The organism is Chitinophaga ginsengisegetis (genome assembly GCF_900168065.1).
GTDB classification, from domain to species: Bacteria; Bacteroidota; Bacteroidia; order Chitinophagales; family Chitinophagaceae; genus Chitinophaga; species Chitinophaga ginsengisegetis.
In genome coordinates, this window is record NZ_FUZZ01000005.1 from 212,668 (window position 1) to 232,356 (window position 19,689).

General features: G+C 49.1%; 16 protein-coding genes. 11 read left to right on the forward strand and 5 right to left on the reverse strand.

Features of this window, described 5'->3' with window-relative positions:
- Nucleotides 1-10 precede the first annotated feature (10 nt).
- Complete coding sequence (locus tag B5Z18_RS27060) at nt 11-406, forward strand: winged helix-turn-helix transcriptional regulator (RefSeq protein WP_227024633.1); 396 nt, start codon at nt 11-13, stop codon at nt 404-406.
- Nucleotides 407-434: 28 nt separating this feature from the next.
- Here the strand turns inward: B5Z18_RS27060 and B5Z18_RS27065 are convergent, their stop codons facing one another.
- Entirely contained in the window at nt 435-1,103 is a 669-nt protein-coding gene (locus B5Z18_RS27065) for an NAD(P)H-dependent oxidoreductase (RefSeq protein ID WP_079472683.1), read from the reverse strand.
- Nucleotides 1,104-1,201: 98 nt separating this feature from the next.
- On the opposite strand from B5Z18_RS27065, the gene B5Z18_RS27070 reads away from it, so the two are divergent.
- The gene (locus tag B5Z18_RS27070; protein WP_079472684.1) at nt 1,202-1,567 is read left to right on the forward strand and encodes a winged helix-turn-helix transcriptional regulator; all 366 of its coding nucleotides are present in this window, start codon (nt 1,202-1,204) and stop codon (nt 1,565-1,567) included.
- On the opposite strand, the gene B5Z18_RS27075 is transcribed toward B5Z18_RS27070, so the two are convergent.
- Entirely contained in the window at nt 1,556-2,197 is a 642-nt protein-coding gene (locus B5Z18_RS27075) for a VOC family protein (protein ID WP_079472685.1), read from the reverse strand. The two genes, B5Z18_RS27070 and B5Z18_RS27075, sit on opposite strands and share 12 nt — an antisense overlap.
- Nucleotides 2,198-2,298: 101 nt before the next feature.
- On the opposite strand from B5Z18_RS27075, the gene B5Z18_RS27080 reads away from it, so the two are divergent.
- A complete protein-coding gene (locus tag B5Z18_RS27080) occupies nt 2,299-2,904 on the forward strand; it encodes a TetR/AcrR family transcriptional regulator (RefSeq protein ID WP_079472686.1) in 606 nt (201 codons plus the stop codon).
- A gap of 47 nt (nt 2,905-2,951) precedes the next feature.
- Here the strand turns inward: B5Z18_RS27080 and B5Z18_RS27085 are convergent, their stop codons facing one another.
- Together B5Z18_RS27085 and B5Z18_RS27090 are read right to left on the reverse strand one after the other, a co-directional pair.
- Nucleotides 2,952-3,419, reverse strand: a complete 468-nt coding sequence (locus B5Z18_RS27085; RefSeq protein ID WP_079472687.1) for a YMGG-like glycine zipper-containing protein — start codon at nt 3,417-3,419, stop codon at nt 2,952-2,954.
- A 66-nt stretch (nt 3,420-3,485) separates the two neighbouring features.
- A complete protein-coding gene (locus tag B5Z18_RS27090) occupies nt 3,486-3,947 on the reverse strand; it encodes a GNAT family N-acetyltransferase (protein ID WP_079472688.1) in 462 nt (153 codons plus the stop codon).
- A 194-nt stretch (nt 3,948-4,141) separates the two neighbouring features.
- Here B5Z18_RS27090 and B5Z18_RS27095 point away from each other — a divergent pair, with 194 nt between their 5' ends.
- On the forward strand, nt 4,142-5,755 hold the full coding sequence (locus tag B5Z18_RS27095) for a glycoside hydrolase family 43 protein (RefSeq protein WP_079472689.1): 1,614 nt from the start codon (nt 4,142-4,144) through the stop codon (nt 5,753-5,755).
- Between the two features lie 9 nt (nt 5,756-5,764).
- On the opposite strand, the gene B5Z18_RS27100 is transcribed toward B5Z18_RS27095, so the two are convergent.
- Nucleotides 5,765-6,784, reverse strand: a complete 1,020-nt coding sequence (locus tag B5Z18_RS27100) for a LacI family DNA-binding transcriptional regulator (RefSeq protein WP_079472690.1) — start codon at nt 6,782-6,784, stop codon at nt 5,765-5,767.
- Nucleotides 6,785-7,006: 222 nt separating this feature from the next.
- On the opposite strand from B5Z18_RS27100, the gene B5Z18_RS27105 reads away from it, so the two are divergent.
- Genes B5Z18_RS27105 through uxaC form a run of 7 tightly spaced genes read left to right on the forward strand, consistent with a single transcriptional unit; the run spans nt 7,007 to nt 19,583 of the window.
- Entirely contained in the window at nt 7,007-9,964 is a 2,958-nt protein-coding gene (locus B5Z18_RS27105; RefSeq protein WP_079472691.1) for a SusC/RagA family TonB-linked outer membrane protein, read from the forward strand.
- 18 nt (nt 9,965-9,982) lie between these two features.
- Complete coding sequence (locus tag B5Z18_RS27110) at nt 9,983-11,623, forward strand: RagB/SusD family nutrient uptake outer membrane protein (RefSeq protein WP_079472692.1); 1,641 nt, start codon at nt 9,983-9,985, stop codon at nt 11,621-11,623.
- Nucleotides 11,623-13,854: a glycosyl hydrolase family 28 protein gene (locus B5Z18_RS27115; protein WP_079472693.1), complete on the forward strand. Its 2,232-nt coding sequence runs from the start codon at nt 11,623-11,625 to the stop codon at nt 13,852-13,854. Before B5Z18_RS27110 ends, B5Z18_RS27115 begins: the two co-directional genes overlap by 1 nt.
- Complete coding sequence (locus tag B5Z18_RS27120; protein WP_079472694.1) at nt 13,844-15,016, forward strand: glycoside hydrolase family 88/105 protein; 1,173 nt, start codon at nt 13,844-13,846, stop codon at nt 15,014-15,016. The genes B5Z18_RS27115 and B5Z18_RS27120 overlap by 11 nt, the downstream gene beginning before the upstream one ends.
- A gap of 7 nt (nt 15,017-15,023) precedes the next feature.
- Nucleotides 15,024-16,487, forward strand: a complete 1,464-nt coding sequence (locus B5Z18_RS27125; RefSeq protein WP_079472695.1) for a tagaturonate reductase — start codon at nt 15,024-15,026, stop codon at nt 16,485-16,487.
- A gap of 18 nt (nt 16,488-16,505) precedes the next feature.
- The gene (locus B5Z18_RS27130) at nt 16,506-18,161 is read left to right on the forward strand and encodes a UxaA family hydrolase (protein ID WP_079472696.1); all 1,656 of its coding nucleotides are present in this window, start codon (nt 16,506-16,508) and stop codon (nt 18,159-18,161) included.
- Nucleotides 18,162-18,179: 18 nt separating this feature from the next.
- The gene (gene uxaC, locus B5Z18_RS27135) at nt 18,180-19,583 is read left to right on the forward strand and encodes a glucuronate isomerase (protein ID WP_079472697.1); all 1,404 of its coding nucleotides are present in this window, start codon (nt 18,180-18,182) and stop codon (nt 19,581-19,583) included.
- Nucleotides 19,584-19,689: the final 106 nt, after the last annotated feature.

Here is a 19,689-nt window from a genome sequence, read left to right on the forward strand (position 1 = left end):
AACCGGTTACATGAGGAGAACCTATATGGCAACAATCAACATCAAAGGACAGATACGGGAAGCTACCTGTGAGGAAGAACTCACCGCTATGCGCGATAGCATTGAGCTATTCAGCGGCAAATGGAAACTGCAGCTGCTGCGGTACCTGGCGAACCGTACGGAGGAAAGCAATCATTTTAAAAAAATGCTGCGGGAAATCAATGGTATCTCTGCGCGTATGCTGTCGAAGGAACTAAAGGTGCTGGAGATCAATTTCCTGGTGACCCGTACGGTGCTGGCCACCAAACCAGTCACTGTAGCGTATGCCATTACACCATACGGGCAAACTATTCTCCCCGTGGCGGAAAACCTGGTGGAGTGGGGGCTTTGTCACCGGGAGAAAGTAAAGTCGGCTATATCCGCATAAGCTTACTCATGTACCCGGATAATTAATATTAATAAGCGGTCAATTCAATGGCGGCTTCTTCCGCTATCTGTGTTAACCTCTCCGTCCATTTTTCTAATGCCAGTGCGCGTTCTTCCGGTGACATCCTTGCAGGGCCATGTATTACCTGTGGCTCCAGTACGGAAAAGCCCGTGAATTGGAAGATGCCGCGGTGAATAGGTTTCAGTATGTTTTCCAGGTCGCCGTGAAGCCCGCCGCTAATATACGCATCTTCCGGTCCGCCGATGGTGAGTGAAAGCATCGCTTTCTTCCCGGTGTAAATGCCGGTTTCATAAATGTGGCCGTTTCCATAAGAGGTACCCATTGCAAATACGCGGTCTACCCAGCCTTTGAGGATGGCGGGGATGCTGAACCACCACATCGGGAACTGCCAGATCATTACATCGCACCAGGCTATTTTTTCCTGTTCGGCTGCAACATCAGCTGCAAAACCGTTTACACGGGAAGCATGTTGTTCTTCCAGTTGTTGTTTAAAAAAAGCATCGTTGTATACACTGGTGAAATTTGTGCGGTCGGACGTTGGGTTAAACTGCATGGCATAAAGGTCGGAGGTTTGCACTTCATGACCTGCTTCCTGCAACGTAGTTATTGCGGTGTTAAACATAGCCCCGTTCATACTCTTTGGTTCCGGATGCGCATACACTATTAATATCTTCATAAAAGTTGTTTTTTAAATAACTGCGGACAAAATTATTCCACGAACGTTACATTTGTATTTTTGTAGCCTATTGTATGCAACACACAAAAATGTAAGTAATGGCAAAGCGCAAGGAAACGTCTACCAATCATTTGAACCGCGAACAGATCTCAGGTGTGTGCGGAGTGGCCCATGCCATTGATATTCTGGCAGGGAGGTGGAAATTATTTATCCTGTATAAGCTGGTGAACAGAACGCTGCGCTTCCGTGAATTAAAAGAACATATTCCCAATATCACCGATCGTATGCTTACCCTGCACCTGCAGGAGCTGGAAGCCGACGGACTCGTTACCCGGACTGTATATGCCGAAGTACCGCCGAGAGTGGAATACCGGCTCACGGAAATTGCTGCACGTCTTATTCCTGTATGGGATCAGCTGAACGACTGGGGACATCAGCACCGCGATAAGCAGCTACAGCGATAGCGTAGTGGCGTTACCGTTATTTTCTATGGTGATGACAGCGGGAAAGTATTGCGCCGGAACGTTGGTAGGAAACCAGTTTCGTCCTGCCGCCACAATGATCAGTAATCCATTATCATCTCCCAGCGCTGTAAACTGTTCCAGGCGCGGTTGCCTGGAAAAAACAGGTAGTCCGTAAGTGCTGATGAGCCGGTCCGCATAACCGGTAGGATCGGTTGTTACCACACCCAGCTCACTGATACTGTCGATATACAGTTTCGCGGACTCATTCTCCAGGCCATGCCGCGCAATCAGCTCCAGCAGATTCCCATTGTTATCGTAAAAGTATACCGCCTGTGCATCCCAGTTGCTGAAATCAGCGATATGGCTGCTGCCTGTTACCGGAAGCAGGGTGGTAAAGGTTTGCAGCCACTGTATAGCTTCACGTAGCTGGTTATGCGGAATATTGAATGCTACGTGGTATACCGGTGCAGTAGCCGTTTCCTGCTGTTCAAATGTAAGTATGGAGCTGCCGGCCTGTAAGCTGATGTGGCGGCTGCTTTCACTGATCACCGGCAATTGCAGTGACTGGGTATAAAATGCCGTGGTGGCGGTAAGGTTATGCGTGCTTAAAATAATCTCCCTGATCTTCATTGCTATCTATTTTAGTACAAATGTACAAAAGCATCGGTTTTAATTTGTACATTTGTACTAATTTTTTTATTTTCGTAAGATATTAAAGGCGCGGGCATCTCATGAATACAAAAGAAAAGATACTGGAAACTGCTTTGGAACTGTTTAACAAGCAGGGGATAGATGTGATCACTATCCGGCATATTGCCAAAGAAATGGGGATCAGTCACAGTAACATCCAGTACTATTTTAAAAACGCAGATGACATCATTTACACGATATATGCCCGGCATATCGATGAACTGAATGAACTGCCCGTATTTGCAAACGGGCCGGCGGCAACGCTTCATACCCTGCAGGAGTCCATTACCACGATACTGGAACATATCTATCAGTACCGTTTTATCTACATCCATTTTGTGATGATTGCCCGGCGTATGCCGGAAATAAAGAAGGTATATACCCAGCGGTTCAGCATCCGCAGAAGGCAATTCCTCCGGCTATTTGAAAACTACCGGGAGCAGGGTATTGTAAGAACGGATATACCGGAAGAAGTATGGGAAAGCCTGATCAGGAGCATTTATCTCATCGGTGATTTCTGGATTTCGGCGAACGAACTTACTACGGGATTGAAAGGGAAAAAGGCAGTTAATTATTATGCCCGCCTCCTTGGGGATTTATTTTATCCCTATCTCACAGAAAAAGGAAAGAAGCTGGCAGCAGCATAAAAAAACGGCGTACCCGTGAGGATACGCCGTTTCTTCATCATTATGGGTTACTGTTGTGTGGATTGTTTCTTCTTATGGTCAACAATAGCACCGGTACCGGCACCTACACCAGCACCAATCAGGGTACCAATGGCAGCGCCTTTCAGGCGATCTTTGTTTACGATAGCACCGGTTACAGCACCTGCGCCGGCGCCTACTACGGCACCCTTAGCAGTATGACTCCACGATTTCCAGCCCTTTTTCTTTGCAGGGGCGGGCGCCGGAGCTTCTGTATTGGCTACTGCCGGAGCAGTTTCATTGTTATATTGAGTACCGGCTACGTTTTCACGACTGTGTGAACGGTTGCTTTTCAACGCATTCATGGAATCCACTACCTGCTGTTTGATGGCACTTACATTGTTCATTGAATCAATGGTGGCTTTCTTTGCACTTTCAATAGCGGCGGCATTATCAGCGTTACTTTTGCAGGAAAAGAAAACGACTGCTGCAGCTAAGGCTACGAGTATCTGTTTCATGGTTTTAAGTTCTTTACCCCGCCTCCTGTCGAAAATTGTGCCATTTTTTAAAGGAATCCCGGAAACTCAGATGGGTAGCCGCATTTCCAGCATGTGTTTGCTAAAGCCGGTTTTCTCATAAGCCTTTATAGCGGGCTCATTTCCATTGTACACCTCCAGCCGCATTTCTACGATACCACGCGATTGTGCCCATGTTTTCAATCCATCTATGATCAGCTTATTTACTCCCTTACCCCGCCATGATGGTGTTACATACATAAAGCCCAGGTACGCATACTGTGCAAACTTCACATAGGGCTTTGCATCCTCTATACGGGCATAGCCGGAGCCAATAAGCTGCCCTGCCGCCTCTGCCACCAGCAGCTCAATGTGCGAAGCAGTAATCATGGCTGCTATATCGTAATAATGTATAATGCCTTCTTTTAAAGTCGGATCAAAAGGACGTTCTGCGGTGATAACTCCCTGCTCAAATTCCAGTAATGTGGGCAAATCTGCAGCAGTGGCTTTACGGATAATAATTTCCTGCATGGTTCTCTGTATAACTGATTCTTACAAATATCAGTTATTTTCTGTTTTCTGAAACAGGGGTATTCATGTTAGCTTTTTTATTTTACGGAAGAAGCAGTTCCTGCCGGGAACGATTGCGTAAATAACGCCCTGCTTTTGCAGGTCATTTGTTATTTTGACCGCACGTTATGAAACAAATTTCATCCGAATTTTTTATGAAGATAATTACCTGTGCGTTATGCCTGCTAACCACTACTACCGCTATCGCACAATCGGCCGCGGATATTTCTAAAGTATGGGTTTCCGATAAAGGTGATGGCACGTATAAAAACCCGGTGCTGTACGCCGACTATTCCGATCCGGACGCGATCCGCGTAGGGGAGGACTATTACATGGTTGCTTCCAGTTTTGACGCTATCCCCGGCCTGCCCATCCTGCATTCCCGCGACCTCGTGAACTGGCGCATTATCGGGCACGCATTATTACGCCAGCCTCCTTATGATCACTTTTCCGCACCACAACATGGCAACGGTGTTTGGGCGCCGGCCATACGCTATCACAACAACGAATTCTATATCTACTACCCGGACCCGGACTTCGGGATCTACGTGGTGAAATCAAAACAGATCGCCGGCCCGTGGAGCACACCACAGCTGGTAGTGGCAGGCAAAGGACTCATTGATCCCTGCCCGCTGTGGGACGATAACGGGAACGTGTATATGGTACACGCATACGCCGGCAGCCGCGCAGGTATTAAAAGTATTATCGTAGTGAAAAAGCTGGATGCCACTGGTACAAAAGCTACCGATGAAGGCGTACTGGTATTTGACGGTCACGATGAACACCCTACACTGGAAGGCCCCAAGTTTTATAAACGCAACGGCTACTATTACATTTTCGCACCTGCAGGTGGCGTGGGCACCGGCTGGCAGCTGGTGATGCGCTCAAAAGATGTGTATGGCCCCTATGAAAGCAAAATAGTTATGGACCAGGGACGAACCTCCATCAATGGCCCGCACCAGGGCGCCTGGGTGCAAACACCCAAAGGGGATGACTGGTTCCTGCATTTCCAGGACCTGGAAGCTTACGGCAGGGTAGTACACCTGCAACCAATGAAATGGGTGGACAACTGGCCGGTGATAGGAACGGACAACGACCATGATGGAAAAGGAGAACCGGTACAGACCTACCGCAAACCAGTTACCGGCGCAGGTTGCCCGGTGGCCACGCCACAGGAATCAGATGAGTTTAATGCCGCCACTTTAGGTTTACAGTGGCAATGGCAGGCCAACCCGGCTGCCGGCTGGGCATTCCCGTCGGTGGCAAAAGGCAGCCTGCGCCTGTTTGCCGCACAAATACCGGATAGCGCCCGTAACCTCTGGGAAGTACCCCAGGTACTCCTGCAAAAATTCCCGGCGCCCGTATTCAAGGCTACTACAAAACTCAGCTTTAAACCACGGCAAAACGGGGATCGCGTAAACTTCCTGGTAATGGGACTTAACTACGCAGGACTGTCACTGAGCAAAAAAGCAAACGGTATTTATCTGTCGTACTTCACCTGCACAAAGGCAGATAAAGGCTCTCCTGAAAAAGCAACCGCCATATCGGAGATAACGTCAACGGAGATATTTTTCAGGGTAGAAGTGAGCGCAGGAGGTATTTGCCGCTTCAGTTACAGCACGGATGGAAAAACCTTCCAGGCCGCAGGTGAGCCGTTTACCGCCACTACCGGCAAATGGATAGGTGCTAAGATGGGATTGTGCTGCAGCCGCGACGTAAAAACAAATGATGCCGGCTGGGCAGATGTGGATTGGTGGAGGGTAGAATAAGACCCGCGGTTACCTTGGCGGTATCAGCAACTCAGACTGAAGCACTCTTGTTTCAAACTCTTTAACGGGCCGTTTGCTCTCTATCAGTTGCAGCAATAATTCGGTGGCTACCTGGCCCATTTCAAAAGCGGGTTGCCGTACTACGGTGATAGGCGCATGCAACAGCTCTATCAGGTCTGAATTGGAAAAACCCGTGAGTGCCATTCCTCCGGGAATAGCCACCTTTGCCTTTTTCAGGGCACGCATGCAACCCGTGGTGAGCTTATCTGAGGTGGCAAAAATAGCATCCGGTTTGGTCTTTAATTTAATCAGCTGGTTCACTGCATCAGTTACTTCAGGCAGCAACATGCCGCCGTGAAAACAATATTTAATCAGCGCCGGCTGTGGATGAATACCATGTTTCTCCAGCGCAGCTATATATCCTGCCACCCGTTCCCGCGTAATGGAAAGATGCGCGGAGTTGGTAATACAGGCAATACGCCGGTATCCCTGCTGAAGCAGGTGCATGGTAGCGTTATAAGCGCCCTGGAAATTATCCACCATCACTTTATGCGTGGCAATGTCTTCTATAATCCTGTCGAAAAATACAATCGGGAATCCGTACTGATGCAGCGCTTTCAGATGGGTGAGGTCTTTCGTGGCACTCGATACGGAAATGAGTAACCCATCTATCGACCGGGAAGCCAGGTATTGCAAGGTTCTCACTTCTTTCTCAAAAGATTCATGACTCTGAGAAATAATTACCGTATAGCCCTTCTCGTTAGCTACCGATTCAATGCCATTGATCGTTTGTGAAAAAAAACTGTTGGCAATTTCTGATACAATCACACCAATCGACCTGCTTTTCTTTTCTTTTAAACTCAACGCAATCGGGTTGGGATGATAGTTCAGACTTGCGGCATGTTCCAGCACCAGTTGCTTGGTAGCGGCACTGATCTCATGACTGTCACGTAACGCGCGCGACACTGTGGACGTGGACAGGCCAAGCGCCTGCGCAATATCTTTGATGGTTGCTGCTCTATACTTCATAACGGCTTCCGGACTATGTTTTCCGGTATTCTTGTTATGGTGAAAGTACTGATTTTTCCGGGAACGATTGCGTAAATAAACTTCACCATTAGCAAATAGTTCTGTAGACTTGTAACAGCACAATACGGAAGAAAGAACTCCTGTTCAACCAATTAATCACCACGTTAATCAACGCTTACTATAGCACAACTTTTATTTGCCATTTAATTCACGCCAAACGTTATGAAAAGAATTTACTTCATTTGCTTACTGTTGTTGGGTTTCAGCAGTTGGGCGATTGCACAGACCCGTACCGTGAAAGGGAAGGTGACAGACGCCACTTCCGGCGAGCCACTGCCGCTTGTGAGTGTTCAGGTTAAAGGCACTACTTCTGGTACACAAACAGATACACATGGGAACTTTAGCCTCCAGGTGCCGGAGGGTAAAAAGACCGAGCTGTTGTTCAGTTACATAGGGTATACTGCGGTGACACTGACAGCGGATAATGTCAACATGACAATAAAAATGGAACCAAATAATAAGAAACTGGATGAAATTGTGGTAGTAGGTTACGGCCTGGTGAAAAAACGGGATCTCACCGGCTCCGTGGTATCAGTAAAAGGAGAAGAACTTAAAAAGGTACCTTCTACCAACGTGATGGAATCTGTACAGGGAAAACTACCCGGAGTGGATATCACCCGTAGCAGCGGTGCAGCAGGCGCAAAGGTGAATGTAACGGTGAGAGGTAACCGGTCCATCAAAGCGAGTAACGGCCCCTTATACATCGTAGACGGGGTACAGTATGAAAATATACAGGATATTAACCCGAATGATATCCAGTCGATGGAAGTACTGAAAGACGCATCTTCCACCGCCATCTATGGTTCCCGCGGCGCTAACGGCGTAATCATGGTTACCACCAAACGCGGTACCTCTGGCAAACCCAGGGTAAATGTCAGCTCTTATGTTGGTTCGTCTGAAGTAAACGGCTATCCGCGTATGAGTAACGGACCCGAATATACGGCGCTGAAAAGGGAAGCCAACCGTACCACCGGCAGATGGGCCAGCGAGGCAGATGATTCAAAAATATTCAACGCATTTGAACTGGATGAAATAAAGAATAACCTGTGGGCTAGCTACGCCGACCTCCTGTTACATAAGGGCTTACAACAGGACTACCAGGCAGGCATCTCCGGAGGATCAGAAAAAACAAAAGTGTATTTCTCCTTTGATTATTTCAATGAGAAAGGATTATTGAAACTGGATGATCTTAAACGTTATTCCACCCGTCTGAATATCGATCAAACGATTAATGATGCAATCAAAATAGGCGCACAAAGCCAGATCACCTATTATGAGCAGAGCACCCGCCGTGATCCGCTTAACCAGGCCAATAAGTACATTCCGCTGGCCATACCTTACGATTCGGCCGGCAACCTGGTATTATTTCCCAACAGCGGCTCGGCTATCAATCCCCTGGCGGATGAGCAGCCGAATGCTTACCAGAATAATACCCGCACTACGCGCACATTTATCAATGCTTACCTGGAACTTACACCCTTCAGCGGTTTCATGTTCCGCTCCAACTTTGGTGTAACACTGGAAAATGCGAAACAGGGTGTGTTTGCATCTAAAAACTCTATCGACCGGTCTACCGCTTCTACCTCGCGGTCGCAGTCGAACGGCAGCACCCGCAGGTACCTCAGCTGGGAAAACGTGGCCACCTATAATAAAACAATCGGTGATCACTCCTTTGGTATTACCGGCGTAGCCAGCGTACTGTCGGACCAGCGCGACTCTTCACTTATGCAGGGCGAAGGCCAGCTGCTTCCGTCGCAGTTGTACTATGCCATGCAGAACAATGTAAGCGGTATTGCTGCACGCAGTATGTACCAGTCCAGCAAACTCATTTCCTTCACCGGCCGCCTGAACTATGCGTACAAAGGAAAATACCTGTTGTCGCTCACCGGCCGCTCCGATGGCTCTTCCAAACTTTCACCGGGCAACAAGTGGGCGTTCTTTCCCTCTGCAGCCGCAGCATGGCGCATCAGCGATGAAGCGTTCATGAAATCGCAAACTTTTTTCAGTGATCTGAAACTGAGAGTGAGCTACGGTATTGCCGGTAACGATGCAGTGGACCCTTATTCCACAATGAGCTATCTTACCAAAATACCTTTTTCATGGGATGATACCAATGCGGCAATGGCTTACACCATCGGCGACCAGGCAGGCAACAAAGGACTTAAATGGGAACTGTCTGCCACCAAAAATATAGGACTCGATTTCGGTATCATCGCTAACAGGATTACCGGTAGCATCGATTATTATGATACGCAAACAAAAGACCTGCTGCTGCAACGTACGCTGCCTACTTCTTCCGGTGTGAGCACTGTAGTGCAGAACATTGGTAAAACCCGCAACAGGGGTATTGAAATAGGAATTAATACCACGAACATTTCCACCAGCGATTTCCGTTGGACTTCCAACATCGTGTACTCCCGCAATAAAGAAGAAATTGTAGCGCTGGCAGATGGAAGCACTAACGATGTAGCCAATGGCTGGTTCATCGGCTCCCCGGTAAAAGTGTATTACGACTATGAGAAAATGGGTATCTGGCAAACAACAGAAGCTGCTGAAGCTACAAAGTATGGTTACAAACCCGGCGATATCAAAGTAAAGGACCAGGACGGAAAAGGAACCATCAACACATCCGACCGCATCATACTTGGTGCGCAGGTACCTAAATGGAGCGGTGGTTTCAATAACGATTTCCGGTACAAAAACTTTGATCTCAACATCTACGTATTTGCCCGTATTGGCCAGTGGATCAATTCCGAGTATGCGGCAAAATACGATCCGCAGGGATTGGAAAACAGCGCACCGGTAAATTACTGGACCCCGGAAAATCCATCCAACGATTATCCCCGGCCCAATGCCAGTCTTTCCAAAGACGGTACGCCTTTTATCAAAACACTGGGGTATAGAGATGGATCTTTTGTAAAGATCCGTAACCTTTCACTCGGATACACTTTCTCCGCTGATGCGTTGAAGTCGTTGCACCTGAGCAGTCTTCGTTTATACGTTACCGGTAAAAACCTCTTCACTTTCAGCAAAGTAAAAGACTATGACCCGGAAAGGGGAGGCGATCTGAGCAACCCGCTCACCAGGATGTATGTGGCAGGAATAAATGTTGAGTTCTAATTTCTAAAAAAAGTAACAATGACACCCACTATAAATAAGTACCTCATCATATTGTGTATGGCCGCCGGCAGCCTTGCCGGATGCAACAAGCAACTGGAAGAATACAATCCCGGCGGCACTACCACCGATGCTGTATACTCCACCCCGGAAGGTTTTGAAACACTGGTAAACGCAGCGTATACCTATAACCGTTGGTGGTATGGAAAAGAAGAAGGATACAGCATGGCCGAAATGGGCACCGATATATGGACCAGCGGCACCGGCGATAAGTACCCGGATATGACCAACTACAACAACCTGCAGGCCAGCAATTCCGTGATGAGCGCTTTATGGAAACAGCTGTATGCAGCGATCAATTTGTGTAACGCGGGCATCACACGTATAGATGGCGCCGGGTTAACGCCGGAGAGAAAAGCCATACGCAGCGCCGAATTACATTTCCTCCGCGCCTTTTACTACTGGCATATTGTGGAAACCTGGGGGCCTGTCCATTTTACCCTTATCGAAACTTCAGGCGTAGTAACTACTGCCAACCGCACACCCGTAGATACTTTCTATGCGCAAATCTTCCGCGACCTGGGAGAAGCAGTGAATAACCTGCCTGCTACTACATCCGACTATGGCCGTGTAACCAAGCCCGCTGCAGAAGCTTTCCTGGCAAGGATGTATCTCACCCGCGGCATGAACCAGCAGGCTGCTGACCTGGCAGACAAAGTGATTAACAGTTATGGCTACACGCTGTTACCCAAATATGCAGATCTCTGGCGTATGGATAACCTGCAGAATAAAGAAGTGATCTGGGCTGTAAACTATATGAAGAACCTGGTGTTTGACGACCGCACCGATGCTACGCTGTTTCCTAACGGGCACTCACGTGGCGCCAACAACGCACACATGCTGTTTGCCATGAAGTACGATGACCTGCCGGGTATGCAGCGCGATATCCTTAACCAACGCCCTTTTAACCGGTATATGCCCACGCTGTTCCTGTTAAACCTGTTCAACGAAAATGCAGATGCACGTTACGAAGGTTCTTTCAAACAGGTGTGGTATTGCAATAATCTCAAAACAGCGCCTAACGGTATGAAGCTGGGTGATACCGCTATCTATTGCAGTAAATATGTACTGCCCGCTTCCACCAAATACCGGATCTACGACAGGAACGCCGTATATACAGAAAATGGCGGCGGAAAAGACCGCACCCGTTATGTATCCCTGGATAAATTCGACGATCCCACACGGGCATCCATGAACGAAGAACAAAGCGCGCGGGACGCATTTATTATCCGCCTCGCGGAAATGTATCTCATTGCAGCAGAAGCACAGTTCAAGCTGGGCAATTCAGCTAAGGCGGCAGAGTATATCAATGTAATCCGCAAACGGGCTGCCATCACAGGGCATGAAGCAGAGATGGTGATAACCGCCGCAGATATCAGTCTCGACTTTATCCTCGATGAAAGAGCGCGGGAGCTGGCCGGTGAACAACTGCGCTGGTTTGATCTGAAGCGTACCGGTAAACTGGCTGAGCGGATTGCGCTGCATAACCCGGATGCCAAAGTATATTTCCAGTCGTATCATACCGTGCGGCCTATTCCGCAGGATCAGATCGACGCCGTAACAAATAAAGACGAGTTTAAGCAGAACGATAAATATAACTAATGAAGATTCTTCAGATACTTTTATTATCATTATTGGGACTGGCGCCAGCCGGTCCCAAACCCGCTATATTCATGATCGGTGATTCCACCATGGCCAACAAGCCACTGGAAGATAATCCTGAACGCGGCTGGGGACAATTGTTTCCGCAATTCTTTGAAAAGGATATCATCATAAAAAACTATGCAGTTAACGGAAGAAGTACCAAAAGCTTTATCGATGAACATCGCTGGGATAGCGTGTTAGCGCAACTGAAACCCGGCGATTGGGTGATGATCCAGTTTGGCCACAACGATGGAAAGATCAGTGACACTACCCGTTATGCAGCGCCGGAAGGAGCGTACAAAACCAACCTGGAGCGCTTTGTAAAAGAAGCCCGCGCCAAAGGCGCCCATCCGTTGCTTATTACACCGGTAGCGCGCCGTAAGTTTACCAATGGAGTTTTGGAAGATACCCACGGCGCTTATCCTGCAGTGGTAAGGTCCATAGCAAATGCGATGCAGGTGCCGTTGGTTGATCTGCAACACAGTAGCGCTGCTTTACTGACTAAAGAGGGGGAAGCTGCGTCGCAAAAGATGTTCCGCACTACACCGCCGGGCCACTATAATACGCTGCCACAGGGTATTACAGACAATACCCATTTTTCTGCCTATGGCGCTGCAAAAATAGCTGCGCTCGTAGCCGGGGAAATCCGGGAAAAGAAATTGCCGCTTGCTGCGTACCTGCAAACAACTCCTTTTGAAGGGAAATATAGCTATGAGCTGCCGGTGATCTATGAACCTCATTTCAGGAAAGATACTTTTACGATCGCTTCTTTTGGTGCTAAAGCAGATGGTGTTACGTTAAACAGTACAGCTATCAACGAAGCAATTACCGCGTGCAATAACAAAGGTGGCGGTGTGGTATTGGTGCCACCGGGCCTTTGGCTCACGGGCCCAATCGTGTTAAAAAGCAATGTGAATCTTCACCTGTCGAAGAACGCGGTATTGCAGTTCACTACCGACTTCGACCAGTATCCGCTTATCAGCACTACGTATGAAGGGCTTGCGGCCGTGCGTTGCCAGCCGCCCGTTTCTGCCAGCAACCAGGAAAATATAGCCGTTACCGGTAGTGGTATCCTTGATGGCGGCGGCGACGCCTGGCGCATGGTGAAGAAGACCAAACTCACCGCCACGCAATGGGAAAACCTGGTAGCCTCCGGTGGCCTGGTTGGCCCTGATAGTGTTACCTGGTACCCTTCACAGTCATCTTATCTCGGCTCCAAAACTAACCTGGCAGGGGTAATCACCCCCGGCAGTAAAATAGCCGATTACGCAGGTATCAAAGATTATCTCCGGCCAAATATGGTGAGCATTGCCTCCTGTAAAAATGTACTGCTGGAAGGGGTTACCTTCCAGAATTCACCGGCATGGTGCCTGCATCCGCTGCTCTGCGAAAACATCACCCTGCGTGGCGTGTATGTTAAAAACCCCTGGTACGCACAAAATGGCGATGGGGTAGACCTTGAATCATGCAGCGGCGCACAGATCCTCGACTGCACCTTTGATGTAGGCGATGATGGTATTTGTATCAAATCCGGCCGCGATGAGCAGGGACGTAAACGTGGTAAACCTACCGAAAATGTTATCGTGCAAAACTGCACGGTATACCACGCGCATGGCGGCTTTGTAATAGGCAGCGAAATGTCTGGTGGCGCCCGTAATATTTATGTATCCGATTGTTCGTTCCTGGGTACCGATATCGGGCTGCGTTTCAAAACGGCCCGTGGCCGCGGAGGAATCGTGGAAGACATTTATGCTGCCAACATCAACATGAAAGATATTCCGGGGGAAGCCATCCTGTTTGATATGTACTATGCCGCCAAAGATCCGGTGCCGCTGGCTGGCGAAAAGAGAGTGGCTCCCCGCGTGGAAACGCTGCCGGTTACAGCAGCTACGCCCCGGTTCCGTAATTTTTATATGAACAACATCGTATGCTACGGTGCAAAAAAGGCGGTGTTCATACGCGGCCTGCCGGAAATGCCGGTCAGCAATATTCACCTGCGTAACCTGGTGATCAAAGCGGATGAAGGCATCCAATGCCTGGAAGCAGAAAACGTGCATTTCAATAATGTATACCTGCTTACGTCTTCCGGCAAACCACCGGTGGAAACACGCAATACAAAAAACATCACACTCGACAGTTGCCGTTACCGCGATACTAAAACCAAATCAACGGAAGATCATGCGTTTTAAAAAATCATTACTCTCCTCTGCATTGCTGCTTATCGTTTCACTCACACAGGCACAAACCGGTGCGGCCGGTATGGCGGCAACGGTGATGCGCATCTGGAAAGACTCGCTGGAAATACAGCCCGGCAGACCGGTCCGGTGGTCGTACGACCAGGGCGTGATCCTGGAAGGATTCACCGGCTTATGGAAAAGAACAGGTAACCAGGAATATTTCAGGTACATGCAAAAGAGCATGGATCATTTTGTGGATACTAACGGTAACATTCATACGTACCAGCTGGAAGATTACAATATTGATAATGTTAAAAACGGCCGGATACTGCTAACGCTTTATAAGGCCACCAAAAATAATAAGTATAAGATCGCTGCAGATCACCTGCGGGAGCAGCTGCGGGGACAACCCCGCACAAACAACGGCGGCTTCTGGCATAAAAAGCGCTATCCCTGGCAGATGTGGCTGGATGGACTTTACATGGGCGAACCTTTTTATGCAGAGTATGCCGTGCTCACCGGGGAAACCGGCGCCTTCCGGGACATTACCCGGCAGTTTGTACTGATGGAGCAGCACGCACGTGATTCCCGTACGGGCCTGTTATATCACGCGTGGGATGAATCAAAAGAGCAGCGCTGGGCCAATAAAACCACGGGGCAGTCGCCGCACTTCTGGGGCCGCGCTATGGGCTGGTATGCTATGGCGCTGGTAGATGCGCTGGAATATTATCCGGCTGGTGACCCTGGAAAGGACAGTCTCATTGCTATTTTAAACCGTACCGCTGCCGCTGTAAAAAAATACCAGGACGCCAAAACCGGCTGCTGGTACCAGGTGCTGGACAAAGGCGACAGTACAGGCAACTATGTAGAAGCCTCCGCCTCCTGCATGTTCGTATATGCGTTGGCGAAAGGCATGCGTTTGGGGTATCTGCCAGCAAGCTACCGCGGGGTAGCGGAGAAAGGATACAAAGGCATCCTGAAACAGTTTATCCGTAAAAACCCGGAAGGGGATATCACCCTGAGCGGCACTGTAAGCGTGGCCGGGCTTGGCGGAGATCCCTATCGTGATGGCAGCTATGCTTATTATCTCAGCGAAAAGGTGATCGATAACGATCCTAAAGGCGTAGGGGCCTATATATTGGCCGCTAATGAAATGGAAATGATGACTAAATAATGTGGATATGAAACTTTCAAAAGAATTACTGGCACGGCTGCACGAAAATGATGCGCTGCAGGTTCCGGCAGAAGCGTGCTTTACGCTGCCCGAAAAAGTGCTGCAATTTGGAACAGGCGTATTGCTGAGGGGACTACCCGGTTTTTTCATAGACAAAGCCAATAAGCAGGGTTTGTTTAATGGCAGGATAGTGGTAGTGAAATCAACGGACAAAGGCAGTACCGCTGCTTTCGATGAACAGGATAACCTTTATACACAGTGCATCCGGGGCATTGACGGTGGGAAACCGGTATCGGAAAATATTATTAACGCCAGCATCAGCAGGGTGCTGACAGCCGCCACCCAATGGAACGATATCATGGATTGCGCTGCCAGTCCGCATATGCAGGTAGTAATATCCAATACCACTGAAGTAGGTATTGTGTATGTGGAAGAAAGCATTCATGCCACACCGCCGGCATCTTTCCCGGGTAAACTGCTGGCTTTCCTCTATCGTCGCTATCAGCATTTTAAGGGAGATGCCACCAAAGGAATGGTGATCATCCCTACAGAACTGATCCCGGACAACGGAAGCAAACTCCGGGAAATCCTGTTGCAGCTGAGCGCATTTAATCAGCTGGAAGAAGGCTTTATACACTGGCTTACCAACAATAACTATTGCTGTAATTCACTGGTGGATTGTATTGTGCCCGGTGCTGCCGACATCGCATTAGGTTATGAGGATGAACTCCTGATCATGACCGAAGTATACCGGTTATGGGCCATTGAAACCAACAGTGAGCACGTAAGAAAGATATTATCTTTCAGCGAAGCAGATGCCGGCGTGGTACTGTCGCCCGACATTAATGTATTCCGCGAGCTGAAGCTCCGTTTACTCAACGGCACGCATACCCTCAGCTGCGGACTGGCCTTCCTGGCCGGGCATGAAACCGTGAAGGCTGCCATGAATGATGAAGCAATGGCCGCCTATATGGAAGGGCTGATGATGCATGAAATTATCCCTGCTATAACAGACATCCATATACGTAACGACGCCGCTATCCGTTTCGCGGGCGCCGTGCTGGACCGCTTCCGCAACCCGGCTATTGAACACAAGTGGTTAAGCATTTGCAGTCAGTATACGGCGAAGTTAAGAATGCGGGTATTGCCGGTACTGTTGCAATACCACCGGCGTACAGCACATGTACCGGCACTGATGGCGCTGGGTTTTGCAGCGCATGCGTTGTTTATGCGCGGTGGCAGTAACTATACTATCACAGATGAACAGGCCGCCTGGTATGCGGCGCAGTGGCAGCAGCATACGCCGGAGGATGTGATAAAAAACTCCTTCAGCAATGAGGCCATATGGGGATATAACCTGGCCACCATTCCTGGTTTCGCACAGCTGATTACCACGATGCTGAAAGCATTAATGGAACAGGGCGTAGCTGTTTATCTTGAAAAAATAGCAGCAGAAATAGCGGTATCGTAAAATTTTAAGGATAGATAAATGAAGCAGAAAGTATTAAAGGTGCATCCGCACGATAACGTGCTGGTAGCACTACAGGACCTGGAAAAGGAAGAAACGGTGGAGTATAACGGCACCGTATACACGATGCAGGAAAAGATTCCTGCCAAACACAAGTTTGCAGTGGCGCCTATGAAAGAAGGTGATGCCATTTACATGTATGGCGTACTGGTAGGGCGCGCACAGCGCACCATCAGCGCCGGCAGCAGGATTGCCGTGGAAAATGTACACCATGCTGCCAATGGCTATGAGCTGGCTGCACAAAGGAAAACCACCTGGCAGCCGCCGGATGTTTCCCGCTGGCAACAGCAAACTTTTATGGGGTACCACCGTGCCAATGGCAGCGTAGGTACTGCCAATTACTGGCTGGTGATTCCGTTGGTGTTTTGTGAAAACAGGAATGTGGAAGTGTTGAAAGAAGCACTGCTACCGGAACTGGGATATGCCCGTCCGGGTAAGTACGCCGCCTTTACGCGCTCGCTGGCAGCAAAGCAGCGGGCCGGCGTAGGTTCCCAGCAGATCCTCGAAACGGTGTATACTGAAGATACAGCGGGGGCACAAAACAGCCGCGTATTTGAAAACGTGGACGGCATTAAATTCCTCACACATGACGGCGGTTGCGGTGGTATCCGCCAGGATGCACAAACGCTGTGCGGCCTGCTGGCAGGATATATTACCCATGCTAACGTGGCCGGTGCCACGGTGCTGAGCCTGGGTTGCCAGAATGCGCAGATCAGTATGTTGCAGGATGAAATCAATAAACGCGACCCTGGTTTTTCAAAGCCGCTGTATATACTGGATCAGCAACAAACCGGCGCGGAGAGCCAGTTGATCACGGATGCGATCCGTCAAACTTTCGCAGGACTGATGATTGCCAACCAATGTACCCGCCAGCCTGCACCGTTGAGTAAATTATGCATTGGGCTGGAATGTGGCGGCTCGGATGGTTTCTCCGGCATCTCTGCCAATCCTGCTATCGGCTATACTTCCGATCTGCTGACGGCCCTGGGCGGCTCCGTTATCCTCGCTGAATTCCCTGAACTCTGCGGTGTTGAGCAGGAAATGAGTGACCGGTGCCGCAACGTGGACGACGCTACCCGGTTTATCCAGCTGATGCGTACCTATCAGCAGCGTGCGGAAGAAGCAGGCTCCGGATTTGATATGAATCCATCTCCTGGAAATATAAAAGACGGGCTGATCACCGATGCCATAAAATCGGCCGGGGCAGCCAAGAAGGGAGGCACCTCACCGGTAGCTGCTGTACTGGATTACCCCGAAATGGTGCGGCAGCCGGGGCTTAACCTGCTTTGCACACCAGGTAATGATGTGGAATCCACTACCGCAGAAGTAGGCAGTGGCGCCAACGTGGTGCTGTTTACCACCGGGCTGGGAACGCCTACCGGCAACCCTATTGCACCGGTCATCAAACTCTCCAGTAATACAAAGCTGTACCAGCGTATGCATGATATCATCGATATTAATACCGGTACTATTATAGACGGTGAAGAAACTATTGCTGAAGCAGGAGAACGTATACTCGACTACGTTATACAGGTGGCCAGCGGTGCTATCACCGCAAAATCTGTCCTCAACGGTCAGGATGATTTTATTCCCTGGAAAAGAGGAGTGTCATTGTAATACTTAAATACTTTACGGATGAGAAAAAAATTCATGGATGAAAATTTCCTCCTGAATAGTGATGCGGCAGAAAGGCTTTACCACGACTATGCAAAGGATATGCCTATCATCGATTATCATTGTCACCTGCCACCCGCGCAGATAGCCGCGGATACAAGGTTTGAGAATATCACACAGGCATGGCTATACGGAGATCATTATAAATGGCGCGCTATGCGCACCAATGGGGTACCGGAAAGTTACTGTACCGGTAATAATACAGATTGGGAGAAATTTGAAAAGTGGGCCGCTACCGTGCCGTATACACTGCGCAACCCTTTACACCACTGGACACACCTGGAACTGCAACGCTATTTCGGCATCAGCGATATACTGAACCCTGCGTCTGCAAAGCAAATCTATGACAGCTGTAACCAGCTGCTGCAAACACCGGAATACAGCGTGCAAAACCTGCTGCGCAGCAGGAACGTATCGATCATCTGTACTACCGATGATCCGGCTGATAACCTGCAATATCACCGGCAACTCAAACAGGATGGTTTTGAAATACCGGTAATACCTGCTTTCCGCCCCGATCAGGCCATGAATGTAGACGTACCGGAAGCATATAACCGGTACCTGGAAAAGCTGGAACAGGCGGCCAACTGCAGCATCAGCACCTATGATGATCTGCTGCAAACCCTGAAAAACAGGCATGATGTATTTGCGGCCCACGGGTGTAAAGTATCCGATCATGGTATTGAGGAAATATATGCAGATGATTTTCTGGAGAAAGATATCCGGCAGATCTTTTTAAAGATACGCGGTGGTCAGGTGCTTACCTATACCGAAAGCCGGCAGTTTAAATCGGCGCTGCTGCTGGAACTGGCGCTTATGGACTGGAAAGCAGGGTGGGTGCAGCAGTACCATCTTGGCGCGTTGCGGAATAATAATTCCCGCATGCTGCGACAGCTGGGACCGGATACCGGCTGGGATTCTATCGGTGATTTTTCCCAGGCCCGCGCGCTTGCTAAATTCCTCGATAAACTGGATAGCCAGGATAAACTGGCAAAAACAATCATCTATAACCTGAACCCCGCCGATAATGAACTCATGGCTACCATGACGGGCAACTTCAACGATGGTTCAGTAGCCGGTAAAGTACAGTTCGGCGCCGCCTGGTGGTTCCTGGATCAGAAAGACGGTATGACCCGGCAAATGAATGCACTCTCCAACATGGGGCTGATATCCCGGTTTGTGGGCATGCTCACGGATTCACGCAGCTTCCTTTCATATCCGCGCCATGAGTACTTCCGCCGTCTGCTCTGCGACCTCTTCGGTGAAGAGATAGAGCGTGGCGAAATTCCGGACGACATAGAGGCGGTGGGAAAAATGATACAGGATATTTGTTACGGTAACGCTAAATCATATTTTGGCTGGTGATGGTCCCAGGCTGTATTTTGGCCACAGAAAAAAGGCGATGTTTGCAAAAGAAATTACTTTTCTGAAGCAGCATCAACTTTTTTTTGAGGCTACTGACATAGGGTTG

Coding starts and splice junctions, on each gene's coding strand:
- B5Z18_RS27070 (WP_079472684.1), top strand. CDS start 1,202: ATGGCAAAGCGCAAGGAAACGTCTACCAATCATTTGAACCGCGAACAG.
- uxaC (WP_079472697.1), top strand. CDS start 18,180: ATGAGAAAAAAATTCATGGATGAAAATTTCCTCCTGAATAGTGATGCG.
- B5Z18_RS27090 (WP_079472688.1), bottom strand. CDS start 3,947: ATGCAGGAAATTATTATCCGTAAAGCCACTGCTGCAGATTTGCCCACA.
- B5Z18_RS27060 (WP_227024633.1), top strand. CDS start 11: ATGAGGAGAACCTATATGGCAACAATCAACATCAAAGGACAGATACGG.
- B5Z18_RS27120 (WP_079472694.1), top strand. CDS start 13,844: ATGCGTTTTAAAAAATCATTACTCTCCTCTGCATTGCTGCTTATCGTT.
- B5Z18_RS27095 (WP_079472689.1), top strand. CDS start 4,142: ATGAAGATAATTACCTGTGCGTTATGCCTGCTAACCACTACTACCGCT.
- B5Z18_RS27110 (WP_079472692.1), top strand. CDS start 9,983: ATGACACCCACTATAAATAAGTACCTCATCATATTGTGTATGGCCGCC.
- B5Z18_RS27115 (WP_079472693.1), top strand. CDS start 11,623: ATGAAGATTCTTCAGATACTTTTATTATCATTATTGGGACTGGCGCCA.
- B5Z18_RS27105 (WP_079472691.1), top strand. CDS start 7,007: ATGAAAAGAATTTACTTCATTTGCTTACTGTTGTTGGGTTTCAGCAGT.
- B5Z18_RS27125 (WP_079472695.1), top strand. CDS start 15,024: ATGAAACTTTCAAAAGAATTACTGGCACGGCTGCACGAAAATGATGCG.
- B5Z18_RS27100 (WP_079472690.1), bottom strand. CDS start 6,784: ATGAAGTATAGAGCAGCAACCATCAAAGATATTGCGCAGGCGCTTGGC.
- B5Z18_RS27080 (WP_079472686.1), top strand. CDS start 2,299: ATGAATACAAAAGAAAAGATACTGGAAACTGCTTTGGAACTGTTTAAC.
- B5Z18_RS27085 (WP_079472687.1), bottom strand. CDS start 3,419: ATGAAACAGATACTCGTAGCCTTAGCTGCAGCAGTCGTTTTCTTTTCC.
- B5Z18_RS27075 (WP_079472685.1), bottom strand. CDS start 2,197: ATGAAGATCAGGGAGATTATTTTAAGCACGCATAACCTTACCGCCACC.
- B5Z18_RS27130 (WP_079472696.1), top strand. CDS start 16,506: ATGAAGCAGAAAGTATTAAAGGTGCATCCGCACGATAACGTGCTGGTA.
- B5Z18_RS27065 (WP_079472683.1), bottom strand. CDS start 1,103: ATGAAGATATTAATAGTGTATGCGCATCCGGAACCAAAGAGTATGAAC.